The sequence below is a fragment of the Aestuariibaculum suncheonense genome (genome assembly GCF_014596935.1).
Classification (GTDB): domain Bacteria; phylum Bacteroidota; class Bacteroidia; order Flavobacteriales; family Flavobacteriaceae; genus Aestuariibaculum; species Aestuariibaculum suncheonense.
Genome location: NZ_JACVXC010000002.1, coordinates 110,718 through 133,356 on the forward strand (window position 1 = coordinate 110,718; position 22,639 = coordinate 133,356).

Annotated in this window: 20 protein-coding genes; 9 read left to right on the top strand and 11 right to left on the bottom strand. The window is 35.6% G+C overall.

Features of this window, described 5'->3' with window-relative positions:
* Positions 1-19 precede the first annotated feature (19 nt).
* The 5 genes from ICJ84_RS06270 to dnaK all read right to left on the bottom strand — a co-directional run bounded on the left by ICJ84_RS06270 (position 20) and on the right by dnaK (position 8,436).
* Entirely contained in the window at positions 20-2,524 is a 2,505-nt protein-coding gene (locus ICJ84_RS06270) for a PorP/SprF family type IX secretion system membrane protein (protein WP_188215526.1), read from the bottom strand.
* Between the two features lies 1 nt (position 2,525).
* Positions 2,526-3,965: a T9SS type B sorting domain-containing protein gene (locus ICJ84_RS06275; protein WP_188215527.1), complete on the bottom strand. Its 1,440-nt coding sequence runs from the start codon at positions 3,963-3,965 to the stop codon at positions 2,526-2,528.
* A gap of 199 nt (positions 3,966-4,164) precedes the next feature.
* Positions 4,165-5,475, bottom strand: a complete 1,311-nt coding sequence (locus tag ICJ84_RS06280; RefSeq protein ID WP_188215528.1) for a hypothetical protein — start codon at positions 5,473-5,475, stop codon at positions 4,165-4,167.
* A gap of 333 nt (positions 5,476-5,808) precedes the next feature.
* Positions 5,809-6,258: a hypothetical protein gene (locus tag ICJ84_RS06285; protein WP_188215529.1), complete on the bottom strand. Its 450-nt coding sequence runs from the start codon at positions 6,256-6,258 to the stop codon at positions 5,809-5,811.
* Between the two features lie 270 nt (positions 6,259-6,528).
* The gene (gene dnaK, locus ICJ84_RS06290) at positions 6,529-8,436 is read right to left on the bottom strand and encodes a molecular chaperone DnaK (RefSeq protein ID WP_188215530.1); all 1,908 of its coding nucleotides are present in this window, start codon (positions 8,434-8,436) and stop codon (positions 6,529-6,531) included.
* A gap of 340 nt (positions 8,437-8,776) precedes the next feature.
* On the opposite strand from dnaK, the gene ICJ84_RS06295 reads away from it, so the two are divergent.
* The 3 genes from ICJ84_RS06295 to ICJ84_RS06305 all read left to right on the top strand — a co-directional run bounded on the left by ICJ84_RS06295 (position 8,777) and on the right by ICJ84_RS06305 (position 11,810).
* Positions 8,777-9,727: a BamA/TamA family outer membrane protein gene (locus ICJ84_RS06295; RefSeq protein ID WP_241748708.1), complete on the top strand. Its 951-nt coding sequence runs from the start codon at positions 8,777-8,779 to the stop codon at positions 9,725-9,727.
* A gap of 45 nt (positions 9,728-9,772) precedes the next feature.
* The gene (locus tag ICJ84_RS06300; RefSeq protein ID WP_188215532.1) at positions 9,773-10,264 is read left to right on the top strand and encodes a hypothetical protein; all 492 of its coding nucleotides are present in this window, start codon (positions 9,773-9,775) and stop codon (positions 10,262-10,264) included.
* A 124-nt stretch (positions 10,265-10,388) separates the two neighbouring features.
* Complete coding sequence (locus tag ICJ84_RS06305) at positions 10,389-11,810, top strand: L-serine ammonia-lyase (protein ID WP_188215533.1); 1,422 nt, start codon at positions 10,389-10,391, stop codon at positions 11,808-11,810.
* A gap of 304 nt (positions 11,811-12,114) precedes the next feature.
* Here ICJ84_RS06305 and ICJ84_RS17060 read toward each other — a convergent pair whose 3' ends face one another.
* Entirely contained in the window at positions 12,115-12,237 is a 123-nt protein-coding gene (locus tag ICJ84_RS17060) for a hypothetical protein (RefSeq protein WP_262891575.1), read from the bottom strand.
* A 185-nt stretch (positions 12,238-12,422) separates the two neighbouring features.
* On the opposite strand from ICJ84_RS17060, the gene ICJ84_RS06310 reads away from it, so the two are divergent.
* The 3 genes from ICJ84_RS06310 (at position 12,423) to ICJ84_RS06320 (ending at position 15,515) form a co-directional block, all read left to right on the top strand.
* Positions 12,423-13,778, top strand: coding sequence for a rhamnogalacturonidase (locus ICJ84_RS06310; protein ID WP_188215534.1), 1,356 nt, complete (start codon positions 12,423-12,425; stop codon positions 13,776-13,778).
* A 206-nt stretch (positions 13,779-13,984) separates the two neighbouring features.
* Positions 13,985-14,803: a 3-methyl-2-oxobutanoate hydroxymethyltransferase gene (gene panB / locus ICJ84_RS06315; protein ID WP_188215535.1), complete on the top strand. Its 819-nt coding sequence runs from the start codon at positions 13,985-13,987 to the stop codon at positions 14,801-14,803.
* Between the two features lie 16 nt (positions 14,804-14,819).
* On the top strand, positions 14,820-15,515 hold the full coding sequence (locus ICJ84_RS06320; RefSeq protein ID WP_188215536.1) for an RluA family pseudouridine synthase: 696 nt from the start codon (positions 14,820-14,822) through the stop codon (positions 15,513-15,515).
* A gap of 17 nt (positions 15,516-15,532) precedes the next feature.
* On the opposite strand, the gene ICJ84_RS06325 is transcribed toward ICJ84_RS06320, so the two are convergent.
* The 5 genes from ICJ84_RS06325 to ICJ84_RS06345 all read right to left on the bottom strand — a co-directional run bounded on the left by ICJ84_RS06325 (position 15,533) and on the right by ICJ84_RS06345 (position 18,888).
* Positions 15,533-16,330: a sensor histidine kinase gene (locus ICJ84_RS06325; protein WP_188215537.1), complete on the bottom strand. Its 798-nt coding sequence runs from the start codon at positions 16,328-16,330 to the stop codon at positions 15,533-15,535.
* Positions 16,331-16,355: 25 nt separating this feature from the next.
* Complete coding sequence (locus tag ICJ84_RS06330; protein ID WP_188215538.1) at positions 16,356-17,069, bottom strand: hypothetical protein; 714 nt, start codon at positions 17,067-17,069, stop codon at positions 16,356-16,358.
* A 10-nt stretch (positions 17,070-17,079) separates the two neighbouring features.
* The gene (locus tag ICJ84_RS06335; RefSeq protein WP_188215539.1) at positions 17,080-17,802 is read right to left on the bottom strand and encodes a hypothetical protein; all 723 of its coding nucleotides are present in this window, start codon (positions 17,800-17,802) and stop codon (positions 17,080-17,082) included.
* A 21-nt stretch (positions 17,803-17,823) separates the two neighbouring features.
* Positions 17,824-18,330, bottom strand: coding sequence for a hypothetical protein (locus ICJ84_RS06340; RefSeq protein WP_188215540.1), 507 nt, complete (start codon positions 18,328-18,330; stop codon positions 17,824-17,826).
* Between the two features lie 96 nt (positions 18,331-18,426).
* Positions 18,427-18,888 carry an Lrp/AsnC family transcriptional regulator gene (locus tag ICJ84_RS06345; protein ID WP_188215541.1) on the bottom strand — a complete coding sequence of 154 codons (462 nt, stop codon included), beginning with the start codon at positions 18,886-18,888 and terminating at the stop codon, positions 18,427-18,429.
* Between the two features lie 159 nt (positions 18,889-19,047).
* On the opposite strand from ICJ84_RS06345, the gene ICJ84_RS06350 reads away from it, so the two are divergent.
* From ICJ84_RS06350 to ICJ84_RS06360, 3 genes are all read left to right on the top strand, one after another.
* Entirely contained in the window at positions 19,048-20,262 is a 1,215-nt protein-coding gene (locus ICJ84_RS06350) for an aminotransferase class I/II-fold pyridoxal phosphate-dependent enzyme (RefSeq protein WP_188215542.1), read from the top strand.
* A gap of 124 nt (positions 20,263-20,386) precedes the next feature.
* Positions 20,387-21,853: a Na+/H+ antiporter NhaC gene (nhaC, locus tag ICJ84_RS06355; RefSeq protein ID WP_188215543.1), complete on the top strand. Its 1,467-nt coding sequence runs from the start codon at positions 20,387-20,389 to the stop codon at positions 21,851-21,853.
* 139 nt (positions 21,854-21,992) lie between these two features.
* Entirely contained in the window at positions 21,993-22,637 is a 645-nt protein-coding gene (locus ICJ84_RS06360; RefSeq protein WP_188215544.1) for a peroxiredoxin, read from the top strand.
* Positions 22,638-22,639 lie beyond the last annotated feature (2 nt).

Genomic DNA, 22,639 nt, shown 5'->3' on the forward strand with positions numbered 1-22,639 from the left:
TTGGGCTTCTTTTGTTTTACTAATTATTTTCAATTTTCACCATAGACATTTTACTGTTATATGGTTCAGGTCCTTTGTTATCTAATGCTCTTTTAGCTGATTCAATGCTATCAAATTTCTGATGATATATATAATACTTGCTTGTATTTACATCGAAGAAGAAATCTATATTCTTTTGTCCGGCTTCAACAGCGCGTTGTAAGAACTGATCTCGTTTCGCTACATCACTATGAACGGCTAATACCAAGTAATAACCACTCTCTACATGCTTAATATCTTTAACAATTCTGATGTTTCCGGTTAATTCTTCTCCATAATCAAAGTCATTTTCAGATAATGGTAATGTACTTGGTTTCGTAAACTGTTTAATCGAAGTTAACGCAGCACGATCTTTATTATACCGGTCTTCCTCATTATCATATAGTGCGCGTTTGATTCGACGTTTGCGTTCGATTTCGGTAGCCACTCTAACACTTTCAAATTTGTCAAGAACAGCTTCTCTGGCTTGAACTGTCTTTGATTGATTTTCTTTTAAAGTATTAATGGTTTTCGAATAAAACATATTGGTTTCATCACGCTTATCTCTTACATTTTTAAGTCTTGTACTATATAATGCTTCTAATTCAACAATTTTTTCATTCTGAGATTTAATCTCATTATCTAACTGTGTTTTGATGGATTCTAATCTCGCATTTTCAGCACTTACACTCTTAAAAGCTTTAGGAGCAGTAACAATACCTTGCTCACTTAAATCGTTTTCTTCTTTTAAATCCTTTAAGTCCTTTTCTTTTACAATTAAAACTTCATTTAACTGAATCATTAATTGTTTTTGAACATTCTGTGCTTCTAAAGCTAATTTGGCTACCGTAAGTAACTCATCTGTATTTTCATCTGTCGGTTTTGGAAAAACAATACCGCTTTCTGTAACCTCTGAAACTTTTTCTGCAGCAACTCTGGCTTGCTCTTCTTGTTGTTCTTTCAATCTTCCGGCTTCAGCTAATCTCGCTTGTTCTTCTTGTTGTGCCTTTAGTCTTGAGGCTTCAGCTAATCTTGCTTGTTCATCCTGTTGTGATTTCAATCTTGCAGCTTCAGCTAATCTCGCTTGTTCTTCTTGTTGTGCCTTTAGTCTTGAGGCTTCAGCTAATCTTGCTTGTTCATCCTGTTGTGCTTTCAATCTTGCAGCTTCAGCTAATCTCGCTTGTTCTTCTTGTTGTGCCTTTAGTCTGGCGGCTTCAGCTAATCTCGCTTGCTCTTCTTGTTGCGCTTTAAGTTTTGCAGCTTCTTCTGCTTCCTTATCCCCTTTACTTGCTACAATTTCCGTGGCGACAACTGCTTTAGCTATATTAGCGTTATTGGTATTATTCGCTTGTTTTTTCTCTTCAATACGCGCTGCAGCCGCTGCTTTCTGTTTTTCCCTTAACTCTATTTTTGCCTGAGCAATTGAGTCTAATCTAATTTGAGCCAATGCACGTTCTTCGGTACGTTTTGCCGCTAAAGCTTCACGGTCTATCTGAGTTGATGCTGCATTTGCTTTACGTCTAGCCGCTATTTGTCTCGTACGCTTATCCTGAATTAAAAGCGCTTGTTCCTGCTCTTCATCACTGTAGTTATATCGGTATTGCTTTTTAAACTTATAGGCAATTGTGAATTCGTGAGAATTGCCAAAAGACGATAAATCACCTACCGCCTTTTCGTAATTATATTCAATAGCTAACTGATTACTAATATTGATTCCTAAACCGGCCGACATTCCGTAAAGCGAATTATATCCGGCCTGAGCCCAGATTCCCTTTGGTACGGCCAGCATAACCAACCCTGAAATAGTCGTCTTATCCTTTTTAAATTCTGTACGTAATAATGTACTGAATTTACTTTCATCAAAAAATCCGCGGCTATCCATAAATCCCGTGTACATCACATGAGCCTGTACACCTTGCTCCGGATTTTCTTCGATAAGATTCGAAGATTTTAAATTGTAAGAGACAATATTATTTAATGACAAACCGAAATCTAAAAAAGTCGTTCCGTAATTGATTCCAGGATTTACCGTTAAAATGGAGTTTGTTGGAATATCTTGCAGAGACGGATCGGAATAATTTGAAACTATACGTCCCTGGTTAATACCACTTTGATAAAATCCTAAATTAGCACCAAAAGTTAAATTACTATCACGATCCAACACCACATTATAGGCGTAATTTACAATACCTCCAAATGTGGTTAAAACACCGTAATCTTGTTGAAACAAACTTATACCCATACCTCGGTTTTCAGCAAATCGTCCTGAATAACTAAATAAAAACGTTTGAGGGGCATCATCAAACTGAACCCACTCTCTTTTATTTGTAAAGGTGATGTATTTATTTTGCTCCCGTACAAAACTAAACGTCGGGTTTATAGCATATTTATTAAATTTTAAAGAAGTTCTTACCGGTAATACCAAAGCCACAACACCTTCTTCCTGAGCAAAGAAAAACTGTGTTGTTGCTAAAAATAAAATGATATGTAATAAATATTTACTCATATTATTTTACTACTGTAATAGATCCCTTTTTTACAGCATTTCCTGCTGTGGTTATAATGTAATAGTACACTGGATTTATCTCATTAAAATCTATTTGACTCTCCGGCCAATTATTTAAATAATTATTTGTTTGATGCACCACCTTGCCCTGAGCACTCATAATAATGACCTCGGTATTGGTTCCACTGGTATATTCTACAGGAATCGTCCAAGTATCGTTAATGCCATCGCCGTTTGGACTAACGATATTCGGAATGTTAGACACATCCGGAAAAGGTTCTGTCACTATCAGTGAAAATAAAAATTCTTCGGAAGCCGCACACCCACTTGTTTGAGTCACCACAACCTTATAGTCGCCTGTTTCTGAAGCTGCATAACTACTTCCTGTAGCCGATGCTATTAATACATCATTTAAATACCACTGAAACAAAGGACTATTGGCCGATGTAGTTACCGTGGCTGTTAAACTTTCTCCTTCCTGAACCGAGTTTGTTTCTGTAACATCTATACTACTGGTAAATCCAGAAGTTTCTAAATTGATAGTTGCCGTTGTTGAACACTGCCCTAAGTCAATGCTAACAGAATAAGTACCGGACACATCGGTAACATAGGTTTGACTGGTAGCACCATCAATCTTTTTTCCGTCTTTAAACCACTGATAAGCATCAGCATTAATGGTACTTAGGGTTGTTGCGCCTTCAACGGAACAATATGGATTCCCTAAACTGGAATTAATTTCTGAAGAGGTTCCAGATGATGCCTCTGAAATCTTTACACGATTGGAATATGAATCGGATGTACACGATCCGTAGTTTGTTTCACAATAATATGTTCCAGTTGTAGTTACCGTAAAAGTTTCTCCTGTACCTACTAACGTAGATGTAGTAGAGCTAGTTTCTCTATACCAGTTAAAAGTAAGTGATGGATATTGTAATGGTGAATCATTATCCCCTGTACCCGGGTTGTCAATAGTTAGCAAATAACTACCTCCAGCACAAAAGGCGGCTGTTCCTATTAAATTATTAATTGTAAATGGGCTATCCTGAATTTTATAATAAGCCGGAAACGATGTAGACCCCACACTCGTTGCTGATGGAGCACTACTTTTTATTCTAATTTTATATGATTCTCCCGCTGTATCGGTTGGTAATGAAAACTGAACCGTGGCTGGCGACGTATTATATTGACCAGGGTTTGTAGTATGAATCACTTTTCCGTTAGCAAAACTCCCTGAAGCATCAGATAATTCGATAGTAAATTGGTTGGTTCCGTTAGCAGCAATATCCGCCGAAAAGCTAAATGTTGTATAATATGTATTGAATGAAGGACTGGCGCAAGCCTGAGTAAACCCTAAACTAGGCGTACTAATCGTTTGAGTGTAGGCCATATTGACCACGCAAACTAAAGAAACGATAAAGCCTATAAAAGTAAAGTTCTTCATTACCATTCGTTTTTTAATAAAACTCCAAGAAATAATATCACCTTAGTTTATATGCTATTACCAAAAAATTCTTTGCTCTCAGCTTAATCTCAAACCTTGAGCAAAAGAATTTTTCTTTATATTAATAGTAAATTGGGGATTAAAAGACCTAGAGCTATAATATTCTTATTATAATTTTATCAAATAAACCTAACTACTTCTAGTCGTTTTCGTTTGATGCTATAATTTTATTGATACGTAATCTAAAATCCGGACGTCTTTCATTTTTCAAATCGATAAACGTTTCAGAATTCTGACTTTTCGAATACACGTTAAAGAAGGCACTATTACCATACCAATTTTCCAGATCCTCATTATTTGAGTTGTTTTCTACAAATATGTTTCCATTACAATTGTTGAAATACATATCAGTAAATTTAATTTTCTCTAAATTTTCTTGGTTGATTGCAATTTTATCTTCAAAAATCACTGCTGGATTAAATCCAGATATCACACTTTTATTCATATCTAATGAAGCGCTTTGTGCTACATAAACCGCTTCCTTCACTAAACCCTTTCCTATATCAGCTTTTAAATCGTCGCTATCATTTAATAAGGTTAAGTTTTTTGCTATGACGTTGGTTTGTGGCTTTGTAAAATCTACTTCTTCTATTTTATCAAAAGAAGACACATATAAACATCTTGTTCCCGCACTACTTGATGAAATATATGGAGACCTTACTGCTAATGAATTATTTAACTGACATTGTGTTCCGAAGTTAAATTTAAAGTCATTATTGGTTGCTCGGTACGATACCATTTTAGTCATATTAACATCGCCTCCCCAGATTTCAAAAGAATTACCGGCAGAATGTGACACCATAATATTCTCTAAAACGGTTTCACTTCCCACACTAGCAAGTAACAATCCGTTTAGCTGCGTTCCGTTTTTCAATTTCTTACCAGCATATTCAATTCTAACATATTTTAAAACACCCGAATTACTGTTCGGATTTTCTCCACCATAATTAATATAAGGATATGACGATGAGTTTAAATTGTTGTAGTATGAAATTACGGAACCTTTACCAAATTTATTTGTTGAAGCATCACCTAAAATCATAATACCTCCCCAGTCTCCTGAACGCTTTAAAGTTCTGTTTGAACTAAAAACAATAGGATCGGTTTCTGTTCCCTCAGCAATAATAGCAGATCCTTTAGCAATAGTTAAAGACGCTTTAGAATCGTAATCTCCTAAAATAACAGTTCCTGGTTCGATGGTAAGCGTAGCATTGTTAGTAACAAAAACGTTACCTAATAATAAATACACATCGCGCTTGCTTAATTTAGTATCTTCTGAAATGTTCCCTGCTAATATTTGTGTAGGCTCTCCAAAGTCGGATGAGTTGGACTTGAAATCTGTCCATCCATACAACCAGTTATCCGAACCTGTAATTCCTTTTTCCTGCTGAGCAAACATGCTTCCAAATGCAAGAAGGAATATCCATATTGAGTGCGTAAAGTTTTTCATAGTTACGGTTTTATGATTAAAACTAATAAGATTTTACTTCAAATATAATATCAAAAATATAAAAAAATCCCATGAAATGCTTTTTTTTTCGTTAAAATACACTTTTTAACAAAATTTTAAGAAAAACAATACCGTTGAACGGCAGAAATTTGTAATATAATTTTGACTCATTAAACTTTTGTTAGTTATTTTTACTATTAATCATTTAAAAACTGATGCTTTTAATTTCCTTAAACTTTAATTTACCCTAAAAAACATCAAGTGTTTTCAAAAAAAATCTTCAAGTTTAAAAAGCAAACCCGAAGACTTAAAAATGATTAATATGTGATTTTATTAATTGTATTCGCTATACTCATGCAAAGACTTCATAATGTCTTCATAAAAAATAATAGCCGAAATCAATTTATTAGTATCTGAATATGGTAAAAATTTCTTCTGAAATTCTCCGGTGTTTTCAATATACTCATCAGTAGCTTTAAACTGAGCTTCTAATGCATGGCTATTAGTTTTATCATTTGGAATACCTAAAGTCTCCAAAGTCACTCCGGGTTTGGTTGCAAAAGCGATATATGGCAACATTTTAACCAAACTTTCAATACGCTCCATATAAAGACCTAGCAAATCTCCTTTAGGCATTCTATCTAGCTCATCTTTACTATGATATTTTTTAATGGCCACTTTTGCACTAATAATGTTAAGTGGCTGATCTTTCTTATTCTGTGCATAACCTATGCCTACTGCTAAGAAAAAACTAAGACTGAATAAAATAATTTTCACTTTCATGGGTAACATTTAGGGATTGTATTTTACAAAAATATGCAATTAATCGTCAAAAACAAGCTTTTTGTCGATATTTTTAAATTATAAGCCAAAATATTACAAAAAAATGGTTTCTCCAAAAACTAAGAATCTATTTACATATCGTAAATACTGGACTTTCTCACGCTACATTAAATTATTATTAAATATATAAAAAGCTGTATTTTTGAACAAGGTAAAACAAAAAAGGCGGGTTAAAAACCCGCCTTTATAATATATAATAACTTTACTTAATTATTTTACTTCTTCGAAGTCTACGTCTTCCACATCACTAGACTCACCTGCTTGTCCTTTTTGACTTGCATCTGGTCCTGGTTGCGCTCCTCCTTGCTGAGACTCCGCCTGTGCTTTGTACATTTCTTCACTAGCCGCTTTCCAAGCTTCATTGATTTTTTCTAAAGCAGGATCGATAACTGCGATATCTTTAGTTTCGAAAGCTTTCTTCAATTCTTCTAATGCTTCTTCAATTGGTTTCTTCTTATCATCAGATAATTTATCACCAAATTCTTTAAGTTGACTTTCTGTTTGGAAAATCATCGCATCAGCAGCATTTAATTTCTCAGCTTTTTCTTTAGCTAATTTATCAGCTTCTGCATTCGCTTCAGCTTCTTGTTTCATTTTTTGGATTTCCTCTTCTGTTAATCCTGAAGACGCTTCGATACGGATATCCTGTGTTTTGTTTGTAGCTTTATCTGTTGCTGTAACGTGGATAATACCATTCGCATCGATATCGAATGTTACTTCAATTTGAGGCGTTCCTCTTTTTGCTGGTGGAATACCATCTAAGTGGAAACGTCCGATTGTTTTATTATCGGCAGCCATAGCACGCTCACCTTGTAACACGTGGATTTCTACTGATGGCTGATTATCGGCCGCTGTAGAGAATACCTGTGATTTTTTAGTAGGAATGGTCGTGTTAGCCTCGATAAGCTTAGTCATAACGTTACCCATAGTTTCGATACCTAATGACAATGGTGTTACATCTAATAATAATACGTCTTTAACATCTCCTGTTAATACACCACCTTGGATACCTGCTCCTAGAGATACTACCTCATCTGGGTTAACACCTTTGCTTGGTGCTTTACCAAAGAATTTCTCAACAGCAGCCTGAACTGCAGGAATACGTGTAGAACCACCTACTAAAATAACTTCATCAATATCGTTTTTACTTAAACCAGCCGCTTTTAAAGCCGACTCGCAAGGTGCGATAGTACGTTTTACTAAATCGTCTATTAATTGCTCGAATTTAGCACGTGTCAATGTACGTACCAAGTGTTTTGGTCCTGTAGCCGTTGCTGTAATATAAGGTAAGTTAATTTCTGTTTGTGCAGAAGATGACAACTCAATCTTAGCTTTTTCAGCAGCTTCTTTTAAACGTTGTAAAGACATTGCATCTTTACGTAAGTCCATATCTTCTTCAGCTTTAAACTCATCTGCTAACCAGTTGATGATTTTCTCATCTACGTCGTCACCACCTAAGTGTGTATCTCCATCTGTTGATAACACTTCAAATACACCATCTCCTAACTCAAGGATAGACACATCATGGGTACCACCACCAAAGTCGAATACAACGATTTTCTGGTCTGTTCCTTTTTTATCTAAACCATAAGCTAATGCTGCAGCTGTAGGCTCGTTAATAATACGTCGTACTTTTAAACCTGCAATCTCACCAGCTTCTTTTGTTGCCTGACGCTGAGAATCGTTAAAGTAAGCTGGCACCGTAATTACAGCTTCACTTACATCCTGACCTAAGTAATCCTCAGCAGTTTTTTTCATTTTTTGAAGAATCATAGCTGATAATTCCTGAGGTGTATATAAACGACCGTCAATGTCAACACGTGGTGTATCGTTATCTCCTTTTACTACTTTATATGGTACGCGTTCTGCTTCTTTTTGTGATTCAGAATATTTATTCCCCATAAAACGTTTTATAGAATAAACTGTTTTATTCGGGTTCGTTACTGCTTGACGTTTTGCAGGATCTCCAACTTTAATTTCTCCTCCTTCAACAAAAGCGATAACCGATGGTGTAGTACGCTTACCTTCTGCGTTTGGGATTACAACCGGTTCATTACCTTCCATTACAGAAACGCAAGAGTTTGTTGTACCTAAATCGATTCCAATAATTTTACTCATAATATTTTTTATTAATTGTGTTGAATGTTCATTTTTAAATTCGTTTAACTAAAAGTCAATGATTATGCCATTTCAAAAAAACTGACATCATGTCACCATGTTATTTTTTAATCTAAAAAATATATTCAACACTAAACACCATAAATTAGGTTGTACTTTTTTAATTACAGAAATGGTAGTATATTAGAAGTAAACTTATTGACCGCCTGAAATGATTAGACCATTACTCCTTTTATCAGTTTTAATCTTGTGCATTACCTCTGTTCATGCTCAAAACAACACCTCTCATTCCAAGAAAATAAAAGACTCAACCAAAGAAAAAAAGATTGAGTTAAAAATTATGCCATACTTAAGTTATAACCGAAACTTAAAAGTCATGCTTGGCGTCATTCCCATGGCAAATTACAAATTAAACCCTAATGACAGTATTTCCCCTAAGTCTATGTCTGGAATTGCCGGTGTATATACAACCAACGGTTCTTATTTTGCAGCAGTATTTAACAGGTGGTTTTTTAGCGAAAATAAATGGCGCGTTGCTTTTTTTGGGGCAACCGGCAATCATCTGTCTCAATTTTTCATGGAAGATGTGGATGTTAGTGGCTTTTATGATTATGACACAAATACCACAATGGTGAGTGCTGCAGTTAAAAGACAAATTACAGAGTCTCTTTATGGGGGTCTTACCTACACCTATTCTTTTTTTGATACGGTTTATGAAGACGATGTGCAACCAGCGTCAAAAACCAAAGTAAATGCCCTAGAAGTTAACATGCTTTACGATTCCAGAAATTCACAATATTATCCAACAAAAGGCATAAACACTCAGGTTCGGCTGGTTACCTACCCTGAATGGTTTGGTAATGAAGCAAGTGCCAATAAGTTTATCACGAACTACAACACCTATTTCCCCATGCGACAAGACAATGATGTTCTTGCTGCACGCTTCTCGGGTCAGTTTGGTTTAGGTGATGTACCGTTTGAACAACAGGAAACTATTGGCGGAAAAGATATTCGTGGGTATTCCGAAGGCAAATACCGAGGCGATGGCTTAATCTCACTTCAAGGCGAATACCGATATAATTTTAATCAAAAAATGGGACTGGTTGGTTTTGCCGGTATTGCAACAATTTACGGTTCAACTAATGAAGATTTCGACTGGGATGCATATCCTGGTTTTGGCGTTGGGTATCGCTACAATGTTTTTAACGGTATGAAATTCAATGTTGGTTTAGATGCTGCAGTTGGTAAAGACGATTGGGGAATCTATTTCAGAATTGGAGAATCCTTTTAATTGAAAAAGTATTCGTAAATTTAGAATTATAAAAAATGCTATGCTATGAAAAAAGTAATCTCAATCCTTGTATTAAGTTTCTTGTTTTTTACCTGTGAAGGTCCACAAGGCCCTCCGGGTCGTGATGGTTTTGATGGCGGATTGATTGTTTCAAGTGCTTTTGAAATTGAAATCGATTTTAATGCCGCCAATAATTATGAATATTTCGAAAGCTACGGCTTTACGGTTTACCCCTCCGATGTGGTTATGGTCTATATTTCCTGGGAAACAGATAATGGTCAAGATATTTGGCGTGCACTCCCTCAAACTACTTTTTTTAACGAAGGCGCATTAATATATAATTTCGACTTTACTCAAGATAACGTACGGTTCTTTTTAGATGGCGATATCGATTTTAGTCTATTAGGAAGTGAATGGACTCAAAACCAGGTTTTCAGAGTAGTCGTTATCCCTGCCGAAAACGTTGATGGTTTAGATTTAAACAATTACAATCAGGTTATTGAAACCTTAAACATTCAGGCCTTCAAAAGTGAATAGAACTCATTTCAGAAGTGTGTAATTACCCCTTAAAAAATAAGGGATTTCACGTTTTTTTAATGTTTTTTTAACTAAAAACCGTAAGCTAGTTCTTGTATATTTGCGAGGATTCAAATTATACTAGATGGAATGTATTTCGGTTTTTGATATGCTTAAAATTGGTGTTGGCCCTTCAAGCTCTCACACCCTAGGTCCATGGCGTGCTGCAGAGCAATGGATAACAGAGTTAAAACAAAAAAACTATTTTGAAGGCATTGAAAGCATTTCAGTTGATTTATATGGCTCATTAAGTTTAACCGGAAAAGGACACGCGACAGATTATGCGGTTATGCTTGGTTTAAGCGGTGCCGATCCGGAAACAATTCCTACCGAAAATATTCCTTCTATTATCAATACGATTAAAACTTCAAAAACTATTCATTTTAACAATGAAAAGAATTTAGAGTTTGATCCTTCAACACATATTAAATTCAATAAGAAGTTTCTGCCCTTTCATGCCAATGCATTAGTATTTACGGCTAAAATTAACGGAAAAAGCAAAAAATCAACCTTCTACTCCATAGGTGGTGGTTTTGTGGTTAAAGAAGAACGAAAAAACGCTAAGCGAAATAAGGAGATCCTAAAAACCTTTCCTTACCCAGTAACCCTAGGAACAGAACTATTAGCGTTTTGTAAAACTCAGCATTTAGCTATTTCAGATATCGTTTTAGAAAATGAAAAATCGCTTAGAACCGAAACTGAAATTGATTATGAATTAGGTCGCATCTGGAATACCATGCTGGAGTGTATGTATATTGGTTGTCATACCGAAGGTAATTTACCCGGAGGATTAAATGTGAGACGTCGTGCACACGATTCACATGAAAAATTAAAAGGCGATTTAGCATACAATTCGCCCCAAGAATGGCTGGAAACCATTAGAAAAACAGAAGTGAAATTCCGTTCTATTTTAAAATGGGTAAGCTGTTTTGCTTTAAGCGTCAACGAGGTTAACGCTTCTTTAGGTCGCGTAGTGACTGCTCCTACTAATGGAAGTGCCGGAGTTATTCCTGCTGTATTGATGTACTACATGGTAATTGAAAATCATCAAGCCGATTTTAATCACATCAAGAAATTTTTACTGGTTGCCGGCGAAATTGGCAGCATATTTAAAAAAGGTGCTACCATTTCTGCCGCTATGGGTGGTTGTCAAGCCGAAATTGGCGTATCATCGGCGATGGCTGCCGGAGCGCTTACAGAACTTTTAGGAGGCACTCCTGAACAAGTGTTAATTGCTGCCGAAATTGCTATGGAACATCATTTAGGCCTAACCTGTGATCCTATTGGTGGCTTGGTACAAGTCCCTTGTATAGAACGCAATTCTATGGGAGCTATTAAAGCCATAAACGCCGCAGAATTAGCTTTAGATACCGATCCTGCCAATGCAAAAGTACCTTTAGATAAAGTGGTTTCCACCATGTGGGAAACAGCAAAAGACATGAATTCAAAATACAAAGAAACCTCTGAAGGGGGCTTGGCTGTTGGGGTGAATCTGGTTGATTGCTAATTAGCCTTCGTCACAATCTTTCCGACGTCGTGTATCAATTAGGTAAATGATTTTCCATGTATCATTATCATTTAACAACTGAGTATTATTCGCGCCTCAATGGCTAAACGTGTCTTAAGCCCAATTTCATAAGGCATCCAGACATTAGCCATTATGCTTCTATATGAATATTATAATTTAACGAGCATTCATCCATTTTTGATCATTGGTTCTTATAGCAATAGCTTTAAAAAGTTATGCTAGTTTTTCTGTTACTAAAACAGATTTTCCTTCCTAATTGATAAAGGTGGCTTACAAAATGATATCATTCATGATGTACCGTTTTCATCAGGGTGATATTGTCTTTATGAAAGCCTGCAAAAAACGTATCTACAGCAGATTTAGCCTTTAATTTCTCATCTTCCTGTCCGTAAATCATTGAGGTCATTAACAAAACGAGATAAAAATAAACCGTGCCATAATTTTAGTTTTTCCTGAATTAATTCAAAACCCTCATATTTTCATTCGTTTAAAGAAAAGTTAACAGAACATTCTAATTTTATTACATTTACATTTTACTTGTAAAAGCACAAATACCAACTGTATAACCTCACTAAATATAAAGCCTTGAACATGAAGAAGATTAGTTTACTAATTATTGCTGTATTGCTCCTTTCCTGTAATCAACAAACCAAAACGACACCATCTGAAATCACAGAAATTAAAACTCAAGAAGCTAGTTTTCCTGATGGTACTCCTATTTCTGATTGGTTTAAAGACGATTCTAAAATAAATCCGTCTGATTTAGGTAAATTCTATCCCATTACTGATTACGGTTGTGTAATCGATAGCACCAAGATACAAACAGAAGCTATTCAGTATACTATTGATGAAGCTTACCGAAATGGTGGTGGAGTTGTAGTAATACCCAAAGGTGTTTTTTTAAGTGGAGCATTGTTCTTTAAGCCTAATACCCATTTACATGTGGAAGAAGGCGCCGTTTTAAAAGGGTCGGACGATATTAAAGATTATCCTTTTATAGCCTCCAGAATTGAAGGCCAAAGTATTGAATACTTTTCTGCGTTGGTAAATGCCAAAGCTGTTGATGGTTTCACCATTACCGGAACCGGAACTATTGATGGCAACGGACTAAATTACTGGAAAGCCTTCTGGAAGCGTCGCGAGGAAAACCCTAAATGTACTAATCTGGAAGTGTCCAGACCGCGTTTGGTTTTTATCTGGAAATGTGATAACGTACAACTTCAAGACGTAAAACTTCGCAATTCCGGATTTTGGTCCAGCCACTACTACCAATGTAACAATGTGAAAGTACTGGACTTACGCATCACCTCTCCGCATGAGCCAATAAAAGCCCCAAGTACAGATGCCATTGATATTGACGTTTGTAACAACGTTCTCGTAAAAGGTTGTTATATGGCAGTAAATGATGATGCGATTGCTTTAAAAGGCGGAAAAGGTCCCTGGGCAGATAAAGATCCTAGTAACGGAGAAAATACAAACATTATAATAGAAAACTGTGAGTTTGGCTTCTGCCATGCCGCTTTAACCAACGGAAGTGAAGCTATACACAACAAAAATATTCTTATGCGCAACTGCAAAGTTACAGATGCTAAACGGTTACTATGGTTAAAAATGCGTCCGGATACCGCTCAACATTACGAATACATTACCGTTGAAAATATTACTGGACAAGCACATAGTTTCATTTACATCAAGCCCTGGACGCAGTTTTTTGATTTAAAAGGACGCGAAGATGAGCCTCTTTCTTATTCCGATCATATTACCATGAGAAACATCAATTTAGAATGTGACATATTTTACGATATGAAGATTACCCAATATGACAAACTTTCAAATTTCACTTTTGAAAACATTAAAGTAACGGCTAAAAACGGGGATTACGACAAATCGATTATCGATAATATAACGTTCAATAATGTTGAAGTTAATGGTGAATTAATTCAGTAAAAAAATATAATAACACAAAATTCTCCTGCTCCATTGATTCACTAAATAACTAGCCAACATGACATGGATTAAAATTACCGATACACTCTTTTGGAAATAATGACATTTTTGTGAAAGCCGCCAAAAGTCTATAAAATGGCTTAAGTAAACCTGTGGTATCGACTAACATTTTAGTACTTTTGCACTCTATCTTAAAAATTAATACAATGTCTACTGCAAAAAAAGAATATAAACGTATTACAGTCAAAACTTTAGTTGACATGAAGGCTAATGGTGAAAAAATTTCGATGCTTACCGCATACGATTATACCATGGCTAAAATTGTTGATGGTGCGGGTGTTGATGTCATCCTTGTCGGAGATTCGGCCAGCAACGTTATGGCAGGCCATGAAACTACATTACCTATTACTTTAGACCAGATGATTTACCACGCATCTTCAGTAATTCGTGCTGTAGAACGCGCTTTAGTTGTTGTAGATTTACCGTTTGGTTCTTACCAGAGTGACCCTAAAGAAGCCTTACGCTCTGCTATCAGAATCATGAAAGAAAGTGGCGGACACGCGGTTAAGCTTGAAGGCGGCAAAGAAATTAAAGAATCGATTAAACGTATTTTACACGCTGGTATTCCAGTTATGGGGCACCTTGGATTAACACCACAATCCATTTATAAATTCGGAACCTATACCGTTCGTGCTAAAGAAGAGGAAGAAGCTAAACGCCTGATTGAGGATGCTAAAATGCTTGAAAAAGTAGGCTGTTTTGCAATTGTTCTTGAAAAAATCCCTGCGAAATTAGCTAAACAAGTTGCTGAAAGTGTGAGTATTCCAATTATTGGTATTGGGGCCGGAAATGGTGTAGATGGTCAGGTTTTAGTAGTTCACGATATGTTAGGCATGACTCATGAGTTCCATCCACGTTTTTTACGCCGTTATATGAATTTATACGAAGGCATGACTTCGGCAATTTCTCAATATGTTGACGACGTGAAAACGCTTGATTTTCCAAGTGATCAGGAGCAATATTAATTTCTAACGCTTAGAAATGTCTAAAGTTTTATCTAACAAATCTAATTTACAGGTCTTATTTGAAGACAATCATATTATTGTTGTAAATAAAAGAGCTGGAGATATTGTGCAAGGCGATAAAACAGGAGACAAACCGTTGAGCGACGTTGTAAAAGCCTATATAAAAGACAAGTATAACAAACCCGGAAATGTGTATTTAGGCGTAGTACATCGCTTAGACAGACCCACTACCGGGCTTGTTATCTTTGCCAAAACCAGTAAAGTGCTGCCACGATTAAATGCGCTTTTTGTATCGAAAGACATCCATAAAACCTATTGGGCTATTGTAAAACAGGAGCCGCCAAAACCAAGTGACACCTTAATTAACTGGTTAAAGAAAAACCCAAAGAATAACAAGTCTACCGCTTTTCCTAAAGAAGTAAAAGACAGTAAAAAAGCGATCTTACACTACAAAACCTTAAAGCAACTAAATAATTACCATCTGCTTGAAGTGAATCTGGAAACCGGGAGACATCACCAAATTCGTTCACAATTATCGAATATAGGTTGCCCGATAAAAGGCGATTTAAAATATGGATTTGATCGCAGTAATAAAGATGGAAGCATTCACCTGCATGCCAGACATATAACCTTCGAGCACCCCGTAAAAAAAGAACCTGTGAGTATTACGGCACCATTACCTAACGACCCGATATGGGATGCCTGTAAGTAAGATTTATTATACTAAATCTAAAGCGGATAATTTAAAATTAACTGTACTCCTTCACCTTTCTGAGATTGCAAGTTGATATCGGCGTTAATTAAAGTCGCACGGCTGCGCATATTAATTAATCCGGAACCTTTTTCAGCTTCATCAATATCGAATCCTTTGCCATCGTCAGTTAAAGTAACTATTAGATTTTCTGGTTGATAATTCAACCGGACTTTAATATTTTCGGCTTCAGAATATTTTACTGAATTCGACAAAAACTCCTGAGTAATTCTGAATATAATGATTTCGTGTTTTCGGTTTTTAAACTCAGTTTTATTTCCAATAATTTCCAGTTCCGCCGATTTAAATTTCAGTTTCTTCATTCGGTTTAACTCATTGGCAATCGATTTTTCAAACCCCTGATTTAGCACCACTTCATTGTTTAGTGTTTTAGACAAAGCACGGACTTCGGCTAAACTTTCCTTTAAAGCTTCAGTGGTATCTTTAAACTTTTCTTTGGTCTCATTATCTACCTGCATTTTTAAAATACTGAGCTGCATATTGGCAAACGACAGTAATTGCCCGATATTATCGTGCAGCTCCCACCCTACGTTTTTAAGGGTTTGTTCCTGAGTTTCAGTTTGCGCCTGAACAATCTCGGCTTCAAAAGCCTGCTCCTGCTCCAGTTTTTCCAGCATCAGTTTGTTTTTTCGTTTTAAAAACACGACAAAAAAGATTACCACCAATGCCGTAACGATAAATAATACCGAAACCGAATAAATTAATAAATACCGCTCTGAAGCCGTACTGGCTAATCGTTCTGTGGTTTGTAGCATATTAAAAAACGTTTTTAAGCATAAATTAAACTTCTGTTTCACCCTCCGGTCTACACCAAATTAAAGCAAAAGTAATGGTTAAATACATAACCATATTCGCGATTAAATATATTAGGTTTTGTAAATTTCTAAAAACCTTATCTCCGCTTCCAAAATAAATGCCATAAAACACAAATGGCGTTGTAATGATCCACCAAATAAAAAACGAGAAACTGATGTAAAAATTTAATAACTTATAAAAGTTTAAAATTTTATCACTCAGCAACACTTCAATAAAATAAAACATGATACACATGAACACAATAAAAGCACCATTTACACTAATAATAGGAAAAGACACTTTGAAATATGCTTCCCAATGGGTAAAAATCCATATAAACGACATTAACACAAAAATATAAGTCGCATATTTAATTGTTTTTTTAAATACGGTATGAATTAAAATTTTTCGAAAATAAAACGACACAAACACAATGGCTCCTATTTTCCAGTACAATGTTCCAAACCAATAATTGTTTATAAAAACGGTTCCTTCAACAAAACTAAAAAGTCCGTCGTCTTTAATACATCTCGTATAATTACTAGCAAAATCACAGATAGACAAATACCATAAAAACCATATAAAATATTTAGCAGCTGTATGTTTATACCTTTTATAAAGTATTAAACCCGTTAAAGCTGCTAAACATTCAACAATAGTGGTTAATAAGAAATAATTTTTAAGTAAAAAATCCTCCATATGTTTAGACCTAGCTTAATGAAGGTTTAACATCTCCTTTGGGTCTACACCAGATTAAAGCGAAAGTAAAGGTTAAATACATAAATACATTAGCTATTAAGTACAATAACTTTCTTGTAATTCTAAAATTTTCATCTCCATGAGAACCATAAATTTCATAAAACACAATTGGAGTCACTATCAACCACCAAATAAAAATGGCCAAACTAATATAAAAGTCTAGCGTCCTGTAAAATGTTAAAATTCTATCGCTCAGCAAAATCTCAAGAAAATAAAAAATACTACACATAAAAATTACGATAGCTCCTAAAACACTTATTATTGGAAAAAAAACTTTAAAATAAGCTTGCCAGTGCGTTAAAATATATCCTATTGAAAACAGTAAAAAACTATAGGTACTGCATTTAATAATTTTTTTGAAAATAGAATTGGTTAAAACTTGGTTGTAATAAAAACCAAAAAACAGAATAGCCCCAATTTTCCAGTATAATGTGGTCCACCAATAGTTAGATACCAAAGCTGTACCTTTTAAAAAACTAAAGATCCCGTCATTTTTAATACAAAAAGTGTAGAGACTGACAAAATCGCAAATGGACAAATACACTAAAAACCAAATAAAATATTTAACAACTGTACGTCTGTACCTTGTATAAAGTATTAAACCTGTTACAGCTGCTAAACATTCTACTAAACTAGTAATTAAAGAATAATTTTTAAGTAAAAAATCTTCCAATACGAGGCTATTTATATCATGTTAAGGATAATCTCCATTACCTCCATTGCCCTCATTAAGCGGGTCTATAGGGATAGGTCTTGGTGTTTGTAAAGACACATTAACACTACTGGCTTTATTTTTATTTTGGTACCCAATTGGTGCAATAAACATAGTGGTTAAGTCTTTTTTAGCTTGCCCGGCATTTTTACCGTAAACCCCAAGATATACACGAAAACCTGTAACAGAATACCCCAAAGTATCGGCTTCCTGCTGCGCCCAGACTAAATAGTCCTGAATATCACTTAAAGACCATTCTACAGAACGGGTATCTTCTTTTGTGGCGCCCTGAGCCTTTGCTGCTGAATCGACGGCTTGTTTTCTGTACTTAGTCCAGTTGTTATTCAATGTAATGGCTTCCGCTTGTGGAATAACCCCTTTGGGTTTCATGACTATTGGCACGGCTTCTTTAATGGGTTTAGGTGTTAAAAAGAAGGTGAGTAACCCTCCTATAACAATACCCAGAAATACGTAACTGATTTTTTTCATATTAAATTGGTTTGTGAGTTTTTTAAGTGTAATAAAAGTATAAAAAAAGATTTTATTAATCAGGTATTTATTAAACTCTTCGTAATCCTTTTCATATTAGTTAAAATCGATAGCGGTGCTGTACTTTACTTCGTTAATAACAAACATACTGTGTGTACTACCAATATGGCTAATTGTCGTGAGTTTGCTTACCATAAACTCCCGAAAGGCAGTCATATCTTCAACCATTACTTTCAGCAGATAATCGTACTCACCACTAATGTGATGACATTCCAAAACCTCATTTAGTTTAGCTACCTCTTTTTCGAATTTCATAACCACATCCTGGGCATGCTTTTCCAGTTTAATATGACAAAACGCCACAAATGCTTTATTTACCTGATGTTTATTCACTAGCGCCACATACTTGCTGATAAAGCCTTCCTTTTCCAGCTTTTTAATACGCTCGTAAACCGCGGTAACCGATAAGTTTAATTTGTTAGCCAGTTCCTTATTGGTTTGTTTACTATCGGCTTGCAGAAACTCTAAAAGCTTTTTGTCTGTGTTATCAAAAATCATAATTGAAAATTTTTCGTTGCAAATGGACTACAATTGAAAAGAACCATAAAAAAATCTAAATTATATACAATTTACAGATTTACAATCTAATATACCCTAAAACTATTGTAATTTAATCTAATTGATTGTAATTTAAAGTTTATAAAACACAATAAAATTATGGCTTTTAAACCCGCAAACAGTATTCAGGATTTACAGTATTTTGGGGAATTTGGTGGCGTGAATCCTTCCATTTCCGATTCATCAACCTATACTTTTCTTTCGGCTAAAACCATGTTCGATACGTTTGAAGGGAATGCAGATGGCTGCTATTTATACTCTCGCCACTCCTCGCCTTCAAACTTATATCTGGGAGAAGCTTTAGCGGCCATGGAGGGCACCGAAACCGCGAATGTAATGGCTTCGGGTATGGGTGCCATAACTTCGGTTCTACTGCAATTATGTGAAGGTGGCAGTCATATTGTTTCAAGTCGTACCATTTACGGAGGGACTTATGCCTTCCTAAAAAACTTCATATCCCGATTTCATATTTCAACATCGTTTGTAGATATTACAAATCTCGATATGGTTGAAGCTGCAATTACACCCCATACCAAAGTGATTTATTGCGAATCGGTAAGCAATCCGTTACTGGAAGTTGCAGATATTGGAGGCTTATCTGAAATCGCCAAAAAACACGGATTGAAACTGGTGGTCGACAATACGTTTTCGCCTTTGTCCATTTCCCCCAAACCTCTGGGCGCTAATATCATCATTCATAGTTTAACGAAATTTATCAATGGTTCCAGTGATACGGTTGGTGGTGTGGTTTGTGGCACAAAAGACTTTATAAACGACTTACGTAATGTGAATGCCGGAGCAGCGATGCTTTTAGGGGCCACTATGGATAGCCTTCGTGCAGCATCTATTTTAAAGAACTTAAGAACCCTCCATATACGAATACAACAACACAGCAAAAATGCCCTGTTTCTAGCTCGAAAATTTGAAGCTGATGGCTTGAAAACCGTGTATCCTGGGTTAGTATCACACCCTTCACATAACTTATTTAAAACCATGATGAATGGCAGCTACGGTTTTGGAGGCATGTTAACTATTGATGTTGGAACTTTAGAGAAAGCCAATGCGCTTATGGAACTCATGCAACACAAAAACTTAGGTTATCTCGCGGTAAGTTTAGGCTTTTACAAAACCTTATTCTCCGCACCGGGAACATCGACCTCTTCTGAAATTCCGCTTGAAGAACAACAAGCTATGGGTTTAAGTAATGGATTAATTCGATTTTCTATCGGACTAGATGCCGATATTGAACGTACGTACTCCATAATGAGAGATTGTATGTTGGAATTGGGTATTATTAAATCCACAATGGCATAAAACTATTTTTATATTTAAATCTAAAAGACAACTCTAGTAGTTGTCTTTTCTTTTTTACTATCCTGTAAATTGAATTTGCGTAACTTCTTCCAAAATTGTAACATTACAATCTAAATTCTTAACAATGCACGACAACAACATTTCTGAGTTTGAAGCCGATAAAATACACGTTATAAAAAATAAAGAATTAAGTATCTTGGAAGCCCTGATTCCTGTTCTTATTTTAATGAGTATGCTGGCCTATAATATCTTTTTTGTTGACGGTCAGGAATGGTTTGGCACCTATACCAATCAGATTATTTTATTGTTAGGAGGTGCTATTGCCGCCATCGTAGGTTTTCTTAATAAAGTTAGCATTAAAATCATGCTAAAGGAAATCTGGGAAAACTTAAAGAGTGTGTTTACACCAATCATTATACTTTTTTTAGTGGGTGCTTTAGCCGGAACCTGGTTAATTAGCGGCGTGATTCCTGCTATGGTTTACTATGGTTTACAAGTGCTTAATCCTACGATTTTCTTACCTGCATCGGTAATTATTTGTGCCATTATTTCTATTGCTACCGGAAGTTCTTGGACCACTTCGGCTACCGTTGGTATTGCTCTGGTTGGTATTGGAACTGCTTTAGGCATCGATACCGGCATGATAGCCGGAGCCGTTATTTCCGGAGCTTATTTTGGTGATAAAATGTCACCATTAAGCGATACAACTAACTTAGCACCTGCTATGGCAGGAACCGATTTATTTACGCACATTCGTTACATGAGTATAACTACAGTTCCAACCTTAATTGTAACTCTTATATTCTTTACGGTTTTAAGTCTAAATATAGAAACTTCCGGACATGCTGATTTAAGTGGCTTACTAACCACTATTGATCAAACATTTAAAATAACGCCTTTACTTTTTATTGTGCCTGTTGTCGTTATCGTTTTAATTCTTTTTAAAACAAAGTCAACTATCGCCTTAAGTGCCGGTGTTTTATTAGCGGCTGTTTTTGCGTTCATCTTTCAACCAGCTATTTTAAATCAATTAGCCGACTCTAAATTGAGCAGTGTTATCAATGCGATATTAACCGATACTCAAATCACTACTAAAAACGAGAAATTAAACGATTTGTTTGCTTCCGGCGGTATGGAAGGTATGATCTGGACCATTCTATTAATCATTTCTGCCATGGTATTTGGAGGTATTATGGATGGCATTGGTGCATTAGCACGTATTACAAAATCTCTTCTTAAAGTATTTGATAGCACTTTTGGATTATTTGCCAGTACAGTTGGAAGTTGTTTGGCAATTAACATAAGTGCAAGCGATCAGTACCTTGCTATTGTAATTCCTGGTAAAATGTATGCCAAAGCTTATAGAGAAAAGGGACTTGCTCCAGAAAATTTAAGCCGTACGCTTGAAGATTCGGGTACTGTTACATCAGTGTTAATTCCGTGGAATACCTGTGGTGCTTACCAAAGCGGTGTTTTAGGGGTCGATACTTTGCATTATGCTGGCTACGCTATCTTTAATTGGTTAAGTCCGTTTACAACTTTATTATTTGCCGCATTATCTATTAAAATCAGACAACTTACTGATAAATAACGTCGTACTATACTTTAAACAAGTTTCTATAATCAAAACTTATCATCCAATAGATTTTTAAGATTTTATTAATCCAAATAATCGTGTCTCGTTTCTATATTTGCAGTGTTAAAATTAATAACCTATAAATAAAAAACACATGGCATTAGTAGGAAAAAAATTCCCAAATTTAAATGTTGACGCAATGAACGATTTAGGCGATACTTTTAAAGTAAACGTTCTAGAAGAAGCGATTAACAACAAGAAAAAAGTACTTTTATTCTGGTACCCAAAAGATTTTACTTTTGTATGTCCTACAGAATTACATGCTTTTCAAGCAGCTTTAGGTGAGTTCGAAAAACGTAACACGATTGTAATTGGTGCGTCTTGTGATACTCCTGAAGTACACTTTGCTTGGTTAAGCACAGCTAAAAACAACGGTGGTATCGAAGGTGTTACTTACCCATTATTAGCAGATAGCAACAGAAACTTATCTAGCATTTTAGGCATTTTAGATATCACTAAAGAAACTTACGACGAAGAAACTGGTACAGTTCAAGTTGAAGGCGATAACGTAACTTATCGAGCTACTTATATTATCGATGAAGACGGTTTAGTACAACACGAAAGCATTAACAACATGCCATTAGGAAGAAACGTTAACGAATACTTACGTTTAATCGATGCTTTAACTCACGTTCAAGAAAAAGGTGAAGTTTGTCCTGCCAACTGGGAAGAAGGTAAAGAAGCCATGCAGGCTAACGCTAAAGGAACTGCAGAGTACCTAAAAGCCCACTTAAACTAATT